Here is a 15672-nt window from a genome sequence, read left to right as displayed (position 1 = left end):
TTATCCTGCCCCCCATGGACACCCCCACTTTCGACTACATCGTCATCGGCGCAGGCACCGCGGGCTGCCTGCTGGCCAACCGGCTCAGCGCGGACAAAAACCGCAGCGTGCTGCTGCTGGAGGCGGGCGGGCCGGACAACTATGCGTGGATCCACATCCCGGTGGGTTACCTGTACTGCATCGACAACCCGCGCACCGATTGGCGCTACCGCACCGATCCCGCGCCGGGGCTGAATGGCCGGTCGCTGCTGTACCCGCGGGGCAAGACGCTGGGCGGCTGCTCCAGCATCAACGGCATGATTTACATGCGCGGCCAGGCCCGCGACTACGCCCAGTGGGCCGAGGCCACGGGCGACGAGGCCTGGGGCTGGCAGCATTGCCTGGCCGACTTTCGCGCCCACGAAGACCATTACCGGCTGGATGCCACGCAGGCCTCCAACAAGGATGCCCAGGCCTTTGCCGCGCTGCACGGCCACGGTGGCGAGTGGCGGGTGGAGAAGCAGCGCCTGCGCTGGGATGTGCTGGACGCGTTTGCGCTGGCGGCGCAGCAAGAGGGCATTCCGGCGGTGGCCGACTTCAATGGGGGCGACAACCTGGGCGTGGGCTATTTCGAGGTGAACCAGCGCAGCGGCTGGCGCTGGAATGCGTCCAAAGCGTTCCTGCGGCCCATCCGCAAACAGCGCAGCAACCTGGCGGTGTGGACCGGTGCCCAGGTGTGCCGCCTGCTGTTCACGCCGGGGGTGGACGGCCTGCCGGTGTGTAGCGGCGTGGAGCTGGTGCAGCAGGGCGTGCGCCGTACCGTGCATGCTCGGCGTGAGGTGGTGTTGAGCGCCGGGGCGGTGGGCTCGCCGCAGATTCTGCAACTCTCGGGCGTGGGCGACGCGGCCTTGCTGCAGGCGCAGGGCCTGCCGGTAGTGGCCGATGTGCCGGGCGTGGGCGGCAACCTGCAAGACCATTTGCAGATCCGCTCGGTGTACAAGGTGCAGGGCGCACGCACCCTCAACACCCTGGCCAGCACGCTGTGGGGCAAGGCGCAGATTGCGCTGGAATACGCCTTGCACCGCAGCGGGCCGATGAGCATGGCACCGTCGCAGCTGGGCATTTTTGCGCGCAGCGATGCCACGCGCGCCAATGCCAACCTGCAGTACCACGTGCAGCCGCTGAGCCTGGAGGCCTTTGGCCAGCCCTTGCATGGTTTCCCGGCCATCACCGCCAGCGTGTGCAACCTCAACCCCACGAGCCGGGGCAGCGTGCGCATCCAGAGCCCGCGCTTTGAGGACGCGCCGTGCATCGCCCCCAACTACCTGGCCACCATGGAGGACCGGCAGATCGCCGCCGATTCGCTGCGCCTCACCCGCCGCATCGCCGCGCAACCGGCCATGGCCCGCTACCAGCCCGAAGAGTTCAAGCCCGGTACGCAGTACCAGACCGACGAGCAGCTCGCCCGTCTGGCGGGCGATATCGGCACCACCATTTTCCACCCGGTGGGCACCGCCAAAATGGGCCGTGCCAGCGACCCGTGGGCTGTGGTGGACAGCCATTTGCGGGTGCGCGGCGTGCGCGGTTTGCGGGTGGTGGATGCCAGCGTGATGCCCACCATCACCAGTGGCAACACCAACAGCCCCACGCTGATGATTGCCGAGAAGGCTGCGCGTTGGATCCTGGCCGGGGATTGATCAGGTCGCTTGCTGCTTGCCGCCCAGTGTGGCCCCCGGTTGCTGCGCCCGGTGAAACGCACCCACGGCGGTAATCACCCCCACCAGCAACAGCGTGATGCCGCAGGCCTCGGACAGGCTGGGCCAGCGCTGGCTGGCGATCAGGCCGAAGGTGGTGGCAAAGATGGTTTCGGTCACGATGAGTTGCCCGGCCAGGCCAATCGGCAGGCGCCGGGTGGCGATGGACCAGGCCCACGACGCGCCAATCGAGCCCAGCACCGCCAGCACCAGCGCCGACGCAAACAAGGGCGCAGCCGTGTCCCATGCCAGGCCGATGCGCGGCACGTAGAACAAATCCAGCGACAGCCCCAGCGGGATGAAGGCCACCACCTCGACGGTGCCGCCCAGCATCATCATGCCGGTCCAGGTGAGTGCGCCCATGTGGGGGCGCTTGCGCAGCGCCGCCTGGTTGCTGATGCCAAACAGCGTCCACAGCGCCACGGCGGCGATGGAGAAACCTATGCCGAGCAGCGTGTGGCCCATGGGCGTATCGCTGGAGTGGGTCAGGCCCTCTGCGTTGACCAGCAGCAGCCCCACCAGGGCCAGCGCCAGGGGCGGCACCAGGCTGCGCCAGGAGATACGGTCGGGCCCGAAGTTGCCGATGATGGCCAGCACCACCGGCACCGTGGCCACAAAGGCCGGGGGGATGATCGGCCCGGCGTAGATCACGGCGGCGGCGATGGTCAAAAAGTAGCCCACGTAGCCAATCAGTCCCAGCCAGGCTGCCACCAGCCAGTCCATGGCCGTGAGCCCACGCAACTGGCCGGGCGCGGCCAGCAAGATGCCCAGCGCCAACACGCCCGAGATTAAAAACCGGCACACCGCCAGGTCGTAGATGGAGTAGGGGCCGATCACGTAGGGGGCAATAAAGCCCAGCGACCATGCAAACGCGGCAAATATGGCGGCCGCCACGCCCAGCATCAGCTGTTTTCCCATCCCCATCCCCCGGTTGTATAGGACATGAGGCTAGGCGTTCGGCAGATGCTTGCTTTCAATACGGCACCACAAAGTAGCTGGTATGCGACACCTTCTTAAGCCTTCGGCGCTGCCTGGCCCAGCAAGCCAATAAACACCCCCAACAGCTTGTGCGCACTCTGCCAGCCGGTGGCCGAATCCAGGCCCCACTGTGCGAAATGCCCGTCGGTCTGCATGCGGGCCAGGCCGTAGACGGTAGCCCGGGCCAGTACCGCCAGGGTTTGCGGGTCGAAGGTCTGCGCCGCGCCTTGCTGCTGGGCCAGTTGAACCGCTTGCACCGTCATATCGCGCAGCTCCTGGTTGCGCTGCACCATGCCGCTGGCGGCGGCGTAGTCGATCTGGTCGCGGGCCGACACCACCCGAAAGTGCATGGGGTACTGCTCGGCCCAGCCCAGATAGGCCTCGCCCAGCGCCTGCAACTGCTCCAGGCCATGCAGCCGGTGGGCGGCCACGCCGGTGACCATGCCGATGCGCAAGCGCTCGGTGGCTTCTTCGGCCACCGCCGTCAGCAAGGCTTTGCGCGAGGCGAAATGCCGGTACGGCGCACTGGGTGCCACGCCCACACGGCGGGCCACTTCGCGCAGGCTGAGGCGCTCGGTGCCCACCTCTTCGGCCAGCAGCACGGCTGCGTTCAGCAAGGTTTGGCGCAGGTTGCCGTGGTGGTAGAGGCGCGGCGTGGGCATGGCGGTTCCAATATGTGAGCGTTTTTTATGATATGGCCAGGAGTCAATAAACACCAGCGCAGCAATGTGAGCATCTTGTAACGCGGTTCGACGGCACGCACCCAAGCCCTTAGTCTGCGGCCAGCTCTGCACGGTGCAGAACACAAAGGACCGATATGACCAAACCACGCTTCCCATCGATGGGAATCTCCACCACCCGAACTGCGGCCAACGGCCCGCGCTGGGCCCTGCTGGCCGGGCTGTCGCTGGCGCTGCTGGCCATGGCGGCGCTGATTCTGGCCGCCATGCCCGATGCGTCCGGCATGCGCCTGCTGATCCGCGCCACGGCGCGCACCTCCTTGCTGCTGTTTGTGCTGGCGTTTACCGCGTCGGCCCAGGCGCGGCTGTGGCCAGGTGCCTGGTCGCAGTGGCTGTGCCGCCAGCGCAGGCAACTGGGGCTGGCGATGGCGGTGTCGCATGCCATCCACGCGGGGGCGATTGCGGGTTTTGCGCTGCTCGACCCCTTGTCCTTTCAGCTCCATCTGGTGCAGAGCAACCCGGTGCCGGGCTATATCGCCTACGCCTTCATCGCGGCCATGGCCGCCACCTCGTTTGACCGCAGCGCCGCCTGGCTGGGGCCGCGCGCCTGGCGCTGGCTGCATGTGGGCGGGATGTACTTTTTATGGGTGAGTTTTATGGTGACTTTCGGCATGCGGCTGCCGCAGTCGGGGGCTTATGCCGTGCCGCTGTTGATTTTGCTGGTGGCCCTGGGGATGCGGCTCACATCAGCCCCAGGTCGCGTGGCGCGACCCCGGTAAACACCTGCTCCAACTGCTTGCCGTTCAGCCCAAACTGCCGCGCAAACAGGCCCGCCAGCACGGCCCGGTACTCGTTGAGCACTGGGTAGTCGCGGTTTTGGAACAGGGTGGCTTGCTCCACCCGCACCTGTTCGCCCGCCACTTGGGCGCTGCGCAGGCCGCCGCCCAGCACCCAGTAGACCGAGCCGTGGCCGTGGTCGGTACCCCGGTTGCCGTTTTGCCGGAAGGTGCGGCCAAACTCGCTGGCCACCACCACGGTGGTGTTGCGCCAGGCGGTGGGGCCCATCTCTTGCGCGAAGCTAGCCAGGCCGCGGCCCAGCTCTTCCAGGCGCGAAGCCAGGTAGCCGCTGGCACCGCCCTGGTTGACATGCGTGTCCCAGCCGCCCACATCCACAAAGCCCAGGTTGAAGCGCTCCTTCATCAGGCGGGCGATGCGCTGGGCTTCCAGCTCAAAGCCCTTGGCGGTGATCGCACCCCGGCTGGCGGCCATCATTTCGGTGCTGAGTTCGCGGGCCACTTCGTCGCGCACCGCAAAGCCTTCTGTCACATGCTTAGCCAGCGGGCTGCCCTGGTACATGGCGGCAATGATGGCGGTCTGGCGCGGGTCTACCGCCGGTTTGGCGATCGACTTGAGGGCGGTGTTGGGGACCTGCACGCTGCCCTGCATCACCAGCGGCAGGCTGTCGGTGAAGGCCATGGGCTCGGCACCGTTAATGACGGATGCCAGGCGGTTCATGAAGCCGGAGCGGTAGTTTTTCTGGCCCGTCAGCGGCTGGCCGAGTTCGATGCTGTCCTGCGTCTCGAAGTGGCTGCGCGACACATCGTCGGTGCCCGCAAATGGGATGAAACTGGCCTCGCCCTTTTGCCACAGCGGGACCACCGTGTCGCGCAAGGCCGGGTGCAGGCCCCAGTCGGCGTTCAGCGCAATGGCGGTGTTCAGGTCGGCACCGGGGCGGGGCACGGCGATGTCGGGGCGCGAGGCGTAGTAGAAGTCGCTGGAGGTGGGCACCAGCAGGTTGGCCGCGTCGTAGGCTCCGCGCAAAAAGACAAACAGCAGGCGGGACTGGGCAGCGGGTGCAGCGAAGAGCTGCCCGGCATTCAGCAAGGGCAGGGCAGACAGCGACTGGAGCAGGTGGCGGCGTTGCATGGTGCGTCCTTTAGCGGTGCATCAGCTCGGGAGATGACAGCAAAAAGCTGTTCCACTCCTGCGCCGAGGTGGCCTGGGCCAGGGCTTGCTGGGTATTCGGCCCCAGGGTCTGGCCCAGCGCGCGGTAGTACAGGGCGTTGGCCAGTTGCGGAAAGGCGGGCTTGTCCAGCAGCTGCGGGCCGTCGGTTTTGAACAGCCCTGCGTTGCCCGAACCGATGGCCTTGGCAATCTCAAACCGCGTAGCCATCTGGCCGGGGCTGGACCAGGCCGCCGCGTCCAGCGCGTAACCGTCAGGGGTTTGGCGGCCATACAAGGGCTGGCCCATGCGGTTGAGCCAGTTCAGCATGGGGCCGACGTTGAGGATGGGCTTGTCATCGTAGGCCAGCCGCACGGCAGACACCACGTAATGGACCGGGTCCTTGAACTTTTGCCCCGCGCCCTGTGCGTACTCGGTAGAGGACAGCAGGGTTTGCAGCGTGGCGGCAATGTCGCCGTCGCTCTTTAAAAAGCTCTGCGCCATGCGTTCCACCAGCGCGGGCGGCGGGTTGTCGCTGAGCCAGTACTGTGCCAGTTTGCGGCTGATGAAACGGGCGGTGGCGGGGTGTGCGGCCAGGCGGTCCAGGGCTTCGTCCAGCTCGGCCAGGCCGCGGCTGCGGATGGGCTGGCCCAGCAGGGTTTTGGGGCCGTAGTCGTGCCGGTTGGGGTTGAACTCGAACAGGCCTTTGCGCACGTAGTCGGCTTGCAGCTCTTTGCGGACCTTGGGGTTGTCGGTGCCCAGGTTCACGCCCACGCCGGTGAGTACGCGGGCCATCTCTTGCACGTCTTGCTGGGTGTAGCCCGCGCCTACGCCCAGCGTGTGCAGCTCCATCAGCTCGCGGGCGTAGTTTTCATTGATGCGGTTGGCGGCGTTTTGCTCGTTGTCCAGGTAGCGCAGCATGGCGGGGTGGTGGGCCACCGCTCCCAGCAGGTCGCGGAACTTGCCCAGGGCGTGCGGGCGCAGGGCGGTGTCTTCGTAGTCGCCCACCAGGGCGCGCAGATTGGCCTTGTACTGGTGCACGTTGAAGTGGTTCAGCCAGAACCAGGTCATCTGCTCCTGCACCTGGTTGCTGGAGTACAGCGCGCGCAGCAGGTGCCGGGTGGCGGCCTCGCGGCCCAGGCGGTTCAGCGCCTGCTGGTAGGCCTGTTGGGCGGCTTTTTTGTCGCCGTCATTGGCAAAGGTGGCGTTGGCCGCCAGGCGGAGCTTTTCCGAGTCTTGCGCCAGCGCCACTACGGGGGTCTGGCTGATGGCCATGGCATCGATCTGCTGCTGCACCGCTGGGGGCAGGGTGGCCGGGCCGGGGTGTAGTTGCCGGGCCAGGTAAGGGCTCAGGCCCAGGTGCTCGGCCTGGTCCAGCGTGGCCACGGTGGCACCCCAGGTCAGGCGGTTGCTGAGCTGGTAGGCGGCTACCGGGCTGGGGCGGTTGGGTGGGAGGCTGGTGCAGGCGGCCAGCAAACTGCTGAGGAGCAGGGCGGTGGTGCGGTGCATGGCGGCCTCCTTGGGTCTACGGTTGCGGCACGGGCTGGGCGGGCGCTTCGTCAAAGCCCAGGCGGATCAGCTCGCCGTTTTCGGGCGGGTCGGTGTAGGTCCAGTCGTCCAGCGCGTCGCGCATCACGCTGGGCGGCGGCGCGAACGGGGCCACCGGCACGCCCTTGAGGGCGCGGCCCATGTAGTCGATCCAGATGGGCAAGGATACGCTGCTGCCCGATTCGCGGCCCATGCTGCGCGGCTTGTCGTAGCCGGTCCACACAACCGCCACCAGGCTGGGCTGGAAACCGGCAAACCAGGCATCCACCGAGTCGTTGGTGGTGCCGGTCTTGCCGTACAGGTCGTTGCGTTTGAGCGTGCCTTGCGCCTTGGCGGCGGTGCCGCTGCTGGTCACGGTTTGCAGCATGCTGTTGGTGATGAACAGGTTGCGTTCGGGTACGGCGGGCTCCAGGTCGGCCAGCACCGGCGGCGGCGGGGCTTCAAACAGCACCTTGCCCTGCGCATCGGTGATGCGCTCGATCACCACCGTAGGCAGCACGTGGCCGCCGTTGGCAAACACGCCGTAGGCCGAGGCCAGTTGCAGCGGTGTGGTGCTGCCCGCGCCCAGGGCCAGGGTCAGGTTGGCGGGTTGCTTGTCGATGTCAAAGCCAAACCGGGCGGCCCAGGTGCGCGCGGGGTCCACACCCAGCATCTGCACCAGCCGCACGCTGACCAGGTTGCGCGACTTGGCCAAGGCGGTGCGCAGCGGGATGGCCCCAAGGAACTGGCCATCGTCATTCTGCGGATTCCAGCCAGCTCCGCCATTCACGCCGGGCAAGTCCAGCGGGCCGTCGTTGACCACGGTGGACGGCATCACGCCCTGGTCGATGGCGGCCGAGTACAAAAACGGCTTGAAGCTGGAGCCCGGCTGCCGCCAGCCCTGGGTGACGTGGTTGAACTGCTGGCTGGAAAAGTCGAAGCCGCCCACCAGCGCCCGCACCCGGCCGGTGGTGGGGGTCAGCGCCACCAGGGCGCTTTGCACTTCGGGCCACTGCGAAATCGCCCAGCCGGTTTTGCCCCCCAGGTCCTGCACGCGGATGATGGCGCCGCGCTTGATGGCCAGCGGCGCGGTGGCCTTGGCGCCCAGGGCGGCCTGGGCCCAGCGCAGGCCTTCGCCTTTGAGCTGCAGCGTCTCGCCGGTGGCCAGGCGGGCCACCACGGCCTGCGGGCTGGCCAGCAGCACGATGGCCACGCGCAGGTCTTCGTCGTCGCTGTAGTCCTTCAGGGCCAGGGCGGCGGCGGCATCTTCCTCGGCGGCCTCGCTGGGCAGCTCTTCGAATTCTTCCGGGCCCCGGTAGGGCAGCTTGCGGTCAAAGGCCAGCACGCCTTTGCGCAGCGCGGCGTAGGCGGCCTGCTGGTCGGTAGATATGAGCGAGGTGGTCACCTTGATGCCCTGCGAATAGGCCTGCTGGCCGTAGCGCTCAAACACCACCTGGCGGGCCATCTCGGCCACATATTCGGCATGCACCGGCACCTGCAGCGGCGAGCGGATCACCAGCTTTTGTGCGGTGGCGGTGGCGAACTGTTCCTCGGTAATCGCTTCCACGGTGCGCATGCGGCCCAGCACCAGCTGCTGGCGGCGGGTGGCGCGTTCCAGGTTGGTGATGGGGTTGGCGTAGGCCGGGTTCTGCGGCAGCCCGGCCAGCATGGCCATCTCGGCCACCGACAACTGGGCCAGCGGCTTGCCAAAGTACACCTGTGCGGCGGCACCAAAGCCGTAGGCACGGTGGCCCAGGTAGATCTGGTTCATGTACAGCTCCAGAATCTGGTCTTTGGTGAGCGACTTTTCGATCTTCAGCGCCAGCATGGCCTCTTTGAGCTTGCGCTCGGCCGTCTTGCGGTTACTCAAAAAGAAGTTGCGCGCCACCTGCTGGGTGATGGTCGATGCCCCCTGGCGGCGGCCCCCGGTGAGGTTGGACACCACCGCCCGCACCACGCCGATGGGGTCGATGCCGCTGTGCTCGCGAAAGCGCGTGTCTTCGATGGCCAGCACCGCGTCCTGCATCAGCTTGGGGATCTGGTCAATGGGCAAAAATGCCCGCCGCTCGGAGCCAAACTGCGCAATCTCCACCCCGTCGCTGGTGTACACCTGCAGGGCCTGCTGCGGCTGGTAGCGGGTCACCTTGTCCAGATCGGGCAGGCTGGGGTAGTACCAGGCTGCCGCAATGGCGATGAGCAGGCCGCCCGCCAAACCCAGGCCCACGCAGACCCCCAGGATGGTCATCAAAACGCTGCCGGACTGGCGGCGGGGGGTGGGGGTGAGAGAGGTGTGTGGGGTCATGGAACCTGGGGTGCGCAGCAACCGTGCGGGGCGCTGGCTGGGGATGGAGAAGGCGGGCAAATTATGGACCAGTTGCCAAAACGGCTTGTCCGCAGAGCTTAAAAGCGGTTTGTGAAGACAGTGTGAAGTTGGATTTGCTATGCAGTTGATAGCTTGTCGTGCTTATGGAATAAGCGCTGGAGGCCTAAAAGGCTTGAAATCTTTACCCCTTTGCCTCACAGCACCGGCCGCAACGCCTCCGCCACCTCCCGCAGGATCGGCAGCAGCTTGGCCACCATCTGCTCGCCGGGGTACATCTGGCGCTGCACGGTGACGCTCAGGGCGTACTGGCAGCGGCCTTTGCGGTCGCGCAGGGCTACGGCCAGGCCGCTGAGGCCGAAGTCCAGGTACTGGTCGGCGTGCCAGTAGTCCACCGCGCGGGCGGCCACCACGCTGTCTCTGAAGGCTTCAGGGTCGATCACGGTGGAGCCGGTGAAGCCCGCAAAGTCGTGTTCGGCGATCCAGGTGTCCAGGGCTGCGTCGTCCAGCGTGGACAGCAGGATGAAGCCTTGCGCCACCACGTGGGCGGGCAGGCGCGCACCGGGCGGGTGGCCGATGGAGATGATGTGCGAGGTGTTGCTGCGCGCCAGGTAGACGATCTCGTGGCCGTCCAATGAGCCGATGTTGAAGGTCTCGCCGCACTGGATGGAGGCCCGCTGGATGTAGGGCTGCACCAGCCGGGGAATGCGCGCGCCGTCCAGAAAGGCCTGGCCCAGGCGCAGCACGCGGGGCAGCAGCCAGTAGTGTTTGCCGTCGGTGGCTGCGTAGCCGAAGTGCACCAGGCTCAGCAGATAGCGGCGGGCGGCGGTGCGCGTCAGCCCGGCGTGTACGCCCGCCTCGGTGGCCGTCATGCGGGGGTGGTCATCGGAGAACGCCTCGATCACCCGCAGGCCCTTGCCCAGGCCTTCAATGAGCAGTTTGCGGTCGATGGGGGGCGGCGCGGTCATGGGTCGGTGGAAGTGTTGGTAAAGACGGTGTTTACATAGGCACTAAAGCCTAGTATTTACCCGCAGTTTGATCGCATGGCGTACGTCTGCGGTCGATTATCGACCGTTTTTAATGGGACCGTATGGTGCTTACCCGCGGCCATCGTTACATTTTCCTTGCGGCCTACCCCTGGCCGTGGGGCCGTACGCCGATGTCTTGCAAGACCCGGTGGTGCGGTTTTTTCACTCCACCGGTTTTGCCTTGCATCCCCTTTGTGCAAGCAACCCATTTACACACAACAGGAGACATGCATGGCGAATACCCATGAGGACGCAACGCACAGCAGGGAACAGTCCAAGAAGGCTACGGCCAGCGGCTGGATCGGCTCGGCGCTGGAGTACTACGACTTTTTCATCTACGCCACCGCGGCGGCGTTGATTTTTCCGCAAATCTTTTTCCCCAAAGGCGACCCCAAGACGGCCATCATCGCGTCGCTGGCCACCTACGGCGTGGGCTATGTGGCGCGGCCCATCGGGGCGTTTTTTCTGGGCCACTGGGGCGACACCCAGGGCCGCAAAAAGGTGCTGATCATCTGCATGTTTTTGATGGGTTTTTCGACCGTGGCCGTGGGCCTGCTGCCCACCTATGACCAGATCGGCCTGTGGGCACCCGCCTTGCTGGTGCTGATGCGACTGATCCAGGGTTTTGCGGTGGCCGGGGAAATCTCGGGTGCCAGCTCGATGATTCTGGAGCACGCACCCTTTGGGCGGCGCGGCTTCTTTGCCAGCTTCACGCTGCAGGGCGTGCAGGCCGGGCAGATTCTGGCGGCGGCCGTGTTCTTGCCCCTGGCGCACTACATGCCCACCGAGCAGTTCAACAGCTGGGGCTGGCGTATTCCGTTCCTGCTGAGCTTTTTGGTGATCGTGGCGGGCTACATCATCCGCCGCGAGGTGGACGAAACCCCGGCTTTCACCGAAGAAAGTGCCGACGGCAAGGTACCCAAGGCCCCGTTTGTGCAGGCTGTGACCGAGAGCTGGCGCGACATGCTGCGGGTGATGTGCTGCTCGCTGATGAACGTGATTCCGGTGGTCACCACCATCTTTGGCGCGGCCTACGCGGTGCAGCCCGGCTACGGCATCGGCTTTGAGAAAGACATCTACCTGTGGATTCCCGTGCTGGGCAACATCGTGGCGGTGATCGTGATTCCGTTTGTGGGCAATCTGTCGGACAGGATTGGCCGCAGGCCGCCCATCATCGTGGGCGCATTGGCTTCGGGCCTGCTGGCCTATGTGTACCTGTACGCCATCAGCATCCACAGCGTGCCGCTGGCGATTTGCATGTCCATCCTGATGTGGGGCATCGTGTACCAGGGCTACAACGCCGTGTTCCCCAGCTTCTACCCCGAGATGTTCCCCACCCGCACCCGGGTCTCGGGCATGGCCATTTCGCAGAATCTGGGCACGCTGGTCACGGCCTTGCTGCCTGCGCTGTTTGCCTATGTGGCACCTCCCGGTGCCCTGGACATCCCGTTCACCGTGGGTGCCATCACCCTGGCCGTCACCGTGATTGCCGCCATCGCCGCCTTTACCGCCCGCGAAACCTACCGTGTGCGCATGGTCGATCTGGGCAACCCCAACGCCGTGCCGGTGCCTAAAAAGGCCTACGACGCAGCGCGGGAGAAGCTGATGAGCGGTTTGTAAGCCAAATCGGCCTCTACCGCCCATTCCATCAGCGTAAGTAGCTATCTAAGATGTAGCAAGGTGCTCAAGGTTCGATGGCCATGCCCAGCAGGGGGCTGCCGTCGCCTACCGTACCCAGGGCGCTGCTGCTGCCCGTGGCCAAGTCCACCAGGACCAGCCGCGTCTTGGGGGCCTGGGCGGTGCGCACGGTGGCCAGGGCGGTGTTGCTCAGGTCCGAGATGTCGAAGCTGGCATCCAGCAGCGGCCCCAGGCCCAGCGAGCCGATGGTGGTCAGCCGCCCGGTATCGGGCGATACCGGCGGGGTGGTGCCCTCGCGCGAACCCTGCATGGCCAGCACGCCCAGCGCGCGGTCAATGGCGTACAGCGTGGTGATCTTCTCGTTTTCTTTGTTGTAGGTGTAGGCCACGGCCGATACGCTGGGGGTTTTGCCCGCATTCGCGTCGGCTTGCGTGTACGACAGCGGGGTGTCGGGCTGCACCCCCGCCAGGGCGGCATTGCCGTCGACCACCGCGCCGGTTTCGGGGTGGATGCGCAGGTTCATGCCACCCTCGGCAACGATGCGCATACGGTCCACCGCGGGGTTGAAGTCAAAGCCGAACTGGCCCTTGGGCAGCTCCAGGGCCAGCGGAGCCGCTGGCACCAGGGTCAGCGCGCCGGTGCCGGTGTTGACGGTATAGACCCGGCCCGACTGCGCCAGCGTAAACAGCACGCCGCGCGACACCCGAAAATCGATGCCCACCAGCGCATCGCCCGCCGCCAGCCCGGTCACCGGCACCCGCGCCAGGATGCGACCCGGTTGCCCGGCGTTGAACTTCAGCAGTTCCATACCCGAGGTGAGGGCGAATACCGTTTCCTTGCGCAGGCTGGCCTGCGGCTCGGGCGGGGTGGCGCAGGCGGCCAGCAGGGCGGTGAGTGCCAGCGCGGTGGCAGATGCGCACAATGGGGTACGGATTAGGTGCATAGGATTCGTCCGGGTTGAAACTTAAAACTCTACCTGCTTACAAATAGTAGCTATTTCGGCGGGCAAAATGCCCCTATGACGAATAAGAAAACCCTGCTGCTGGTCGATGGCTCCAGCTACCTGTACCGCGCCTTTTTTGCCGGTGGCGAAACCATGAGCACCACCTTGCCCGACGGCACGGTGCAAAAAACCGGCGCCATCCGCATCATCATCAACATGATGAACAGCCTGCGCAAAGAGGTGCAGGCCGACTACGCGGTGTGCGTGTTCGATGCCAAGGGCCCCACTTTCCGCGACGAGTGGTATCCCGCCTACAAGGCCACGCGCAGCCCCATGCCCGATGATTTGCGCACCCAGATCGAGCCGGTGCACGAGGTGATCCGCCTGATGGGCTGGCCGGTGGTGGCCGTGCCCGGCGTGGAGGCCGACGACGTGATCGGCACGCTGGCCCGGGTGGCGGGCGACCAGGGCATTGAGGTGGTGGTGTCCAGCGGCGACAAGGACCTGAGCCAACTGGTGAACGAACACGTGATGATCATCGACACCATGAACGGCAAGCGCCGCGACGTGGCCGGGGTCACCGAAGAATTCGGCGTGCCGCCCAGCCTGATGGTGGACTACCAAACTCTCGTGGGCGACACCGTGGACAACGTGCCCGGCGTGCCCAAGGTCGGCCCCAAAACCGCTGCCAAGTGGCTGATGGAATACGGCAGCCTGGACGCGCTGATGGAGCGCGCCACCGAGATCAAGGGCGTGGCGGGCGAAAACCTGCGCAATGCCGTGGACTGGCTGCCGCAGGGCCGCCGCTTGGTCACCATCAAGACCGACTGCGAGCTGGCCGGCTACATCGATGGCCTGCCTGCTATGGATTCCATAGCTTTTACCGCCCAGGATACGGGCGCGTTAAAGGCTTTTTACGAAAAATTTGGCTTCAAGGGCCTGGCCCGCAACCTGGACGGTGCGGCGGCTGCAGAGCCTGCCCCCACAGCCGAGAAAACGCCCAAAGCCAAGCCGACGGAGCCCGGCCTGTTCGACGAACCCGCTGCTGCCGAAGTGGCCCCCACCCGCACCCCCGGCTTCGAGACCATCCTGACCTGGGAAGCTTTCGACACCTGGCTGGCCAAACTGCAAACCGCCGAGCTGGTAGCGCTGGACACCGAAACCAACTCTATCGACGAGATGCTGGCCGAGATCGTCGGCATCAGCGTCTGCGTCACCCCGGGTGAGGCCGCCTACATCCCGGTGGCGCACAACTACCCCGATGCGCCCACGCAGTTGCCACGCGATGAGGTACTGGCCAAGCTCAAGCCCTGGCTGGAAGATGCCACCAAACCCAAACTGGGCCAGCACATCAAGTACGACCGCCATGTGTTCGCCAACCACGGCATCGAGGTGCAAGGCTATGCGCACGACACCATGCTGCAGAGCTATGTGCTGGAAGTGCACAAACCCCACGGCCTGTCCAGCCTGGCCGAGCGCCACCTGGGCCGCAGCGGCATCAGCTTTGAAGACCTGTGCGGCAAGGGCGTGCACCAGCTCACCATCAACCAGGTGGATGTAGAAAAAACCTCGGAGTACGCCTGCGAAGATGCAGACATGACGCTGGAAGTGCACCGCGTGCTGTGGCCGCAGCTGCAGGCAGTTCCAGCCCTGGCGTTCATCTACCAGCTGGAGATAGCCAGCAGCGAAGCCCTGTACCGCATCGAGCGCAACGGCGTGCTGATCGACGCGGCCACGCTGGCCAGCCAAAGCCACGCCCTGGGCCAGCGCATCGTGCAACTGGAAGCCGAGGCCTACGAGATTGCGGGCCAGCCCTTTAACCTCAGCAGCCCCAAGCAGCTGGGCGAAATTTTCTTCGACAAACTGGGCATGCCGGTGGTCAAGAAAACCGCCACCGGCGCGCGCAGCACCGACGAAGAAGTGCTGGAAAAGCTGGCCGAAGACTACCCCTTGCCCGCCAAGCTGCTGGAGCACCGCAGCCTGTCCAAGCTCAAAGGCACCTACACCGACAAGCTGGCCCTGCTGATCCTGCCGCGCAGTGGCCGGGTGCACACCCACTACGCCCAGGCCGTAGCCGTCACCGGTCGCCTCAGCAGCAACGACCCGAATCTGCAAAACATCCCCGTGCGCACCCCCGAGGGCCGCCGCGTGCGCGAAGCCTTTGTGGCCGCACCGGGCAACGTGATTGCCAGTGCCGACTACTCGCAGATCGAGCTGCGCATCATGGCCCACATCAGCGGCGACGCAGCACTTTTGCGGGCCTTTACCGACGGGCTGGACGTGCACCGCGCCACGGCGGCCGAGGTGTTTGGTGTCACGGTGGACCAAGTCACCAGCGAGCAGCGCCGCTACGCCAAGGTGATCAACTTCGGCCTGATCTACGGCATGAGCGCCTACGGCCTGGCCAAGAACCTGGGCATCGACAACACCGCCGCCAAGAACTACATCGCCCGCTACTTCGACCGCTACCCCGGTGTCAAAACCTACATGGAAGACACCCGCGCCCTGGCCAAGCAGCAGGGCTACGTGGAAACCGTGTTTGGCCGCCGCCTGCAACTGGCCAACATCCAGACCGCCAAGGGCGCGCTGCTGGCCGGCCTGGAGCGCGCCGCCATCAACGCCCCCATGCAGGGCACGGCGGCCGACCTCATCAAGCTCAGCATGGTGGCGGTGCAAAAAGCGCTGGACGCTGAAAAACGCGGCACCCAGATGATCATGCAGGTGCACGACGAACTGGTGTTTGAAGTGCCCGAGGCCGAGGTGGACTGGCTGCGCGCCGAGATCCCGCGCCTGATGGCCGGTGTGGCCGACCTCAAGGTGCCGCTATTGGCCGAAGTGGGCGTGGGGCCGAATTGGGAGAAAGCCCACTAAGGCCCATTGATT

General features: G+C 65.7%; 11 protein-coding genes. 4 read left to right on the top strand and 7 right to left on the bottom strand.

What is annotated here, in order from left to right; genetic code table 11:
• Positions 1 to 14 precede the first annotated feature (14 nt).
• Positions 15 to 1676, top strand: coding sequence for a GMC family oxidoreductase (locus AC097O_RS01930; RefSeq protein ID WP_479591198.1), 1662 nt, complete (start codon positions 15 to 17; stop codon positions 1674 to 1676).
• On the opposite strand, the gene AC097O_RS01925 is transcribed toward AC097O_RS01930, so the two are convergent.
• Entirely contained in the window at positions 1677 to 2651 is a 975-nt protein-coding gene (locus tag AC097O_RS01925) for a DMT family transporter (RefSeq protein WP_479591197.1), read from the bottom strand.
• A gap of 95 nt (positions 2652 to 2746) precedes the next feature.
• Positions 2747 to 3373: a TetR/AcrR family transcriptional regulator gene (locus AC097O_RS01920; protein ID WP_479591196.1), complete on the bottom strand. Its 627-nt coding sequence runs from the start codon at positions 3371 to 3373 to the stop codon at positions 2747 to 2749.
• Between the two features lie 155 nt (positions 3374 to 3528).
• Between AC097O_RS01920 and AC097O_RS01915 the strand changes: the two genes are divergently transcribed.
• Positions 3529 to 4170: a hypothetical protein gene (locus tag AC097O_RS01915; protein WP_479591195.1), complete on the top strand. Its 642-nt coding sequence runs from the start codon at positions 3529 to 3531 to the stop codon at positions 4168 to 4170.
• Here the strand turns inward: AC097O_RS01915 and AC097O_RS01910 are convergent.
• The 4 genes from AC097O_RS01910 to AC097O_RS01895 form a co-directional block, all read right to left on the bottom strand.
• Positions 4133 to 5317, bottom strand: a complete 1185-nt coding sequence (locus tag AC097O_RS01910) for a DUF1501 domain-containing protein (protein WP_479591194.1) — start codon at positions 5315 to 5317, stop codon at positions 4133 to 4135. The two genes, AC097O_RS01915 and AC097O_RS01910, sit on opposite strands and share 38 nt — an antisense overlap.
• Positions 5318 to 5327: 10 nt before the next feature.
• Entirely contained in the window at positions 5328 to 6842 is a 1515-nt protein-coding gene (locus tag AC097O_RS01905) for a DUF1800 domain-containing protein (RefSeq protein ID WP_479591193.1), read from the bottom strand.
• A 16-nt stretch (positions 6843 to 6858) separates the two neighbouring features.
• Complete coding sequence (locus AC097O_RS01900) at positions 6859 to 9162, bottom strand: penicillin-binding protein 1A (RefSeq protein WP_479591192.1); 2304 nt, start codon at positions 9160 to 9162, stop codon at positions 6859 to 6861.
• 215 nt (positions 9163 to 9377) lie between these two features.
• A complete protein-coding gene (locus tag AC097O_RS01895) occupies positions 9378 to 10148 on the bottom strand; it encodes an IclR family transcriptional regulator domain-containing protein (protein WP_479591191.1) in 771 nt (256 codons plus the stop codon).
• A 291-nt stretch (positions 10149 to 10439) separates the two neighbouring features.
• Between AC097O_RS01895 and AC097O_RS01890 the strand changes: the two genes are divergently transcribed.
• Positions 10440 to 11828, top strand: coding sequence for an MFS transporter (locus tag AC097O_RS01890; RefSeq protein ID WP_479591190.1), 1389 nt, complete (start codon positions 10440 to 10442; stop codon positions 11826 to 11828).
• Positions 11829 to 11892: 64 nt separating this feature from the next.
• On the opposite strand, the gene AC097O_RS01885 is transcribed toward AC097O_RS01890, so the two are convergent.
• Entirely contained in the window at positions 11893 to 12789 is an 897-nt protein-coding gene (locus tag AC097O_RS01885) for a DUF4394 domain-containing protein (RefSeq protein ID WP_479591189.1), read from the bottom strand.
• Positions 12790 to 12864: 75 nt separating this feature from the next.
• Between AC097O_RS01885 and polA the strand changes: the two genes are divergently transcribed.
• On the top strand, positions 12865 to 15660 hold the full coding sequence (gene polA / locus AC097O_RS01880; RefSeq protein ID WP_479591188.1) for a DNA polymerase I: 2796 nt from the start codon (positions 12865 to 12867) through the stop codon (positions 15658 to 15660).
• Positions 15661 to 15672: the final 12 nt, after the last annotated feature.

Source organism: Rhodoferax sp. LS1P39 (genome assembly GCF_056521425.1).
This window is presented reverse-complemented; position numbering and strand designations above follow the sequence as displayed.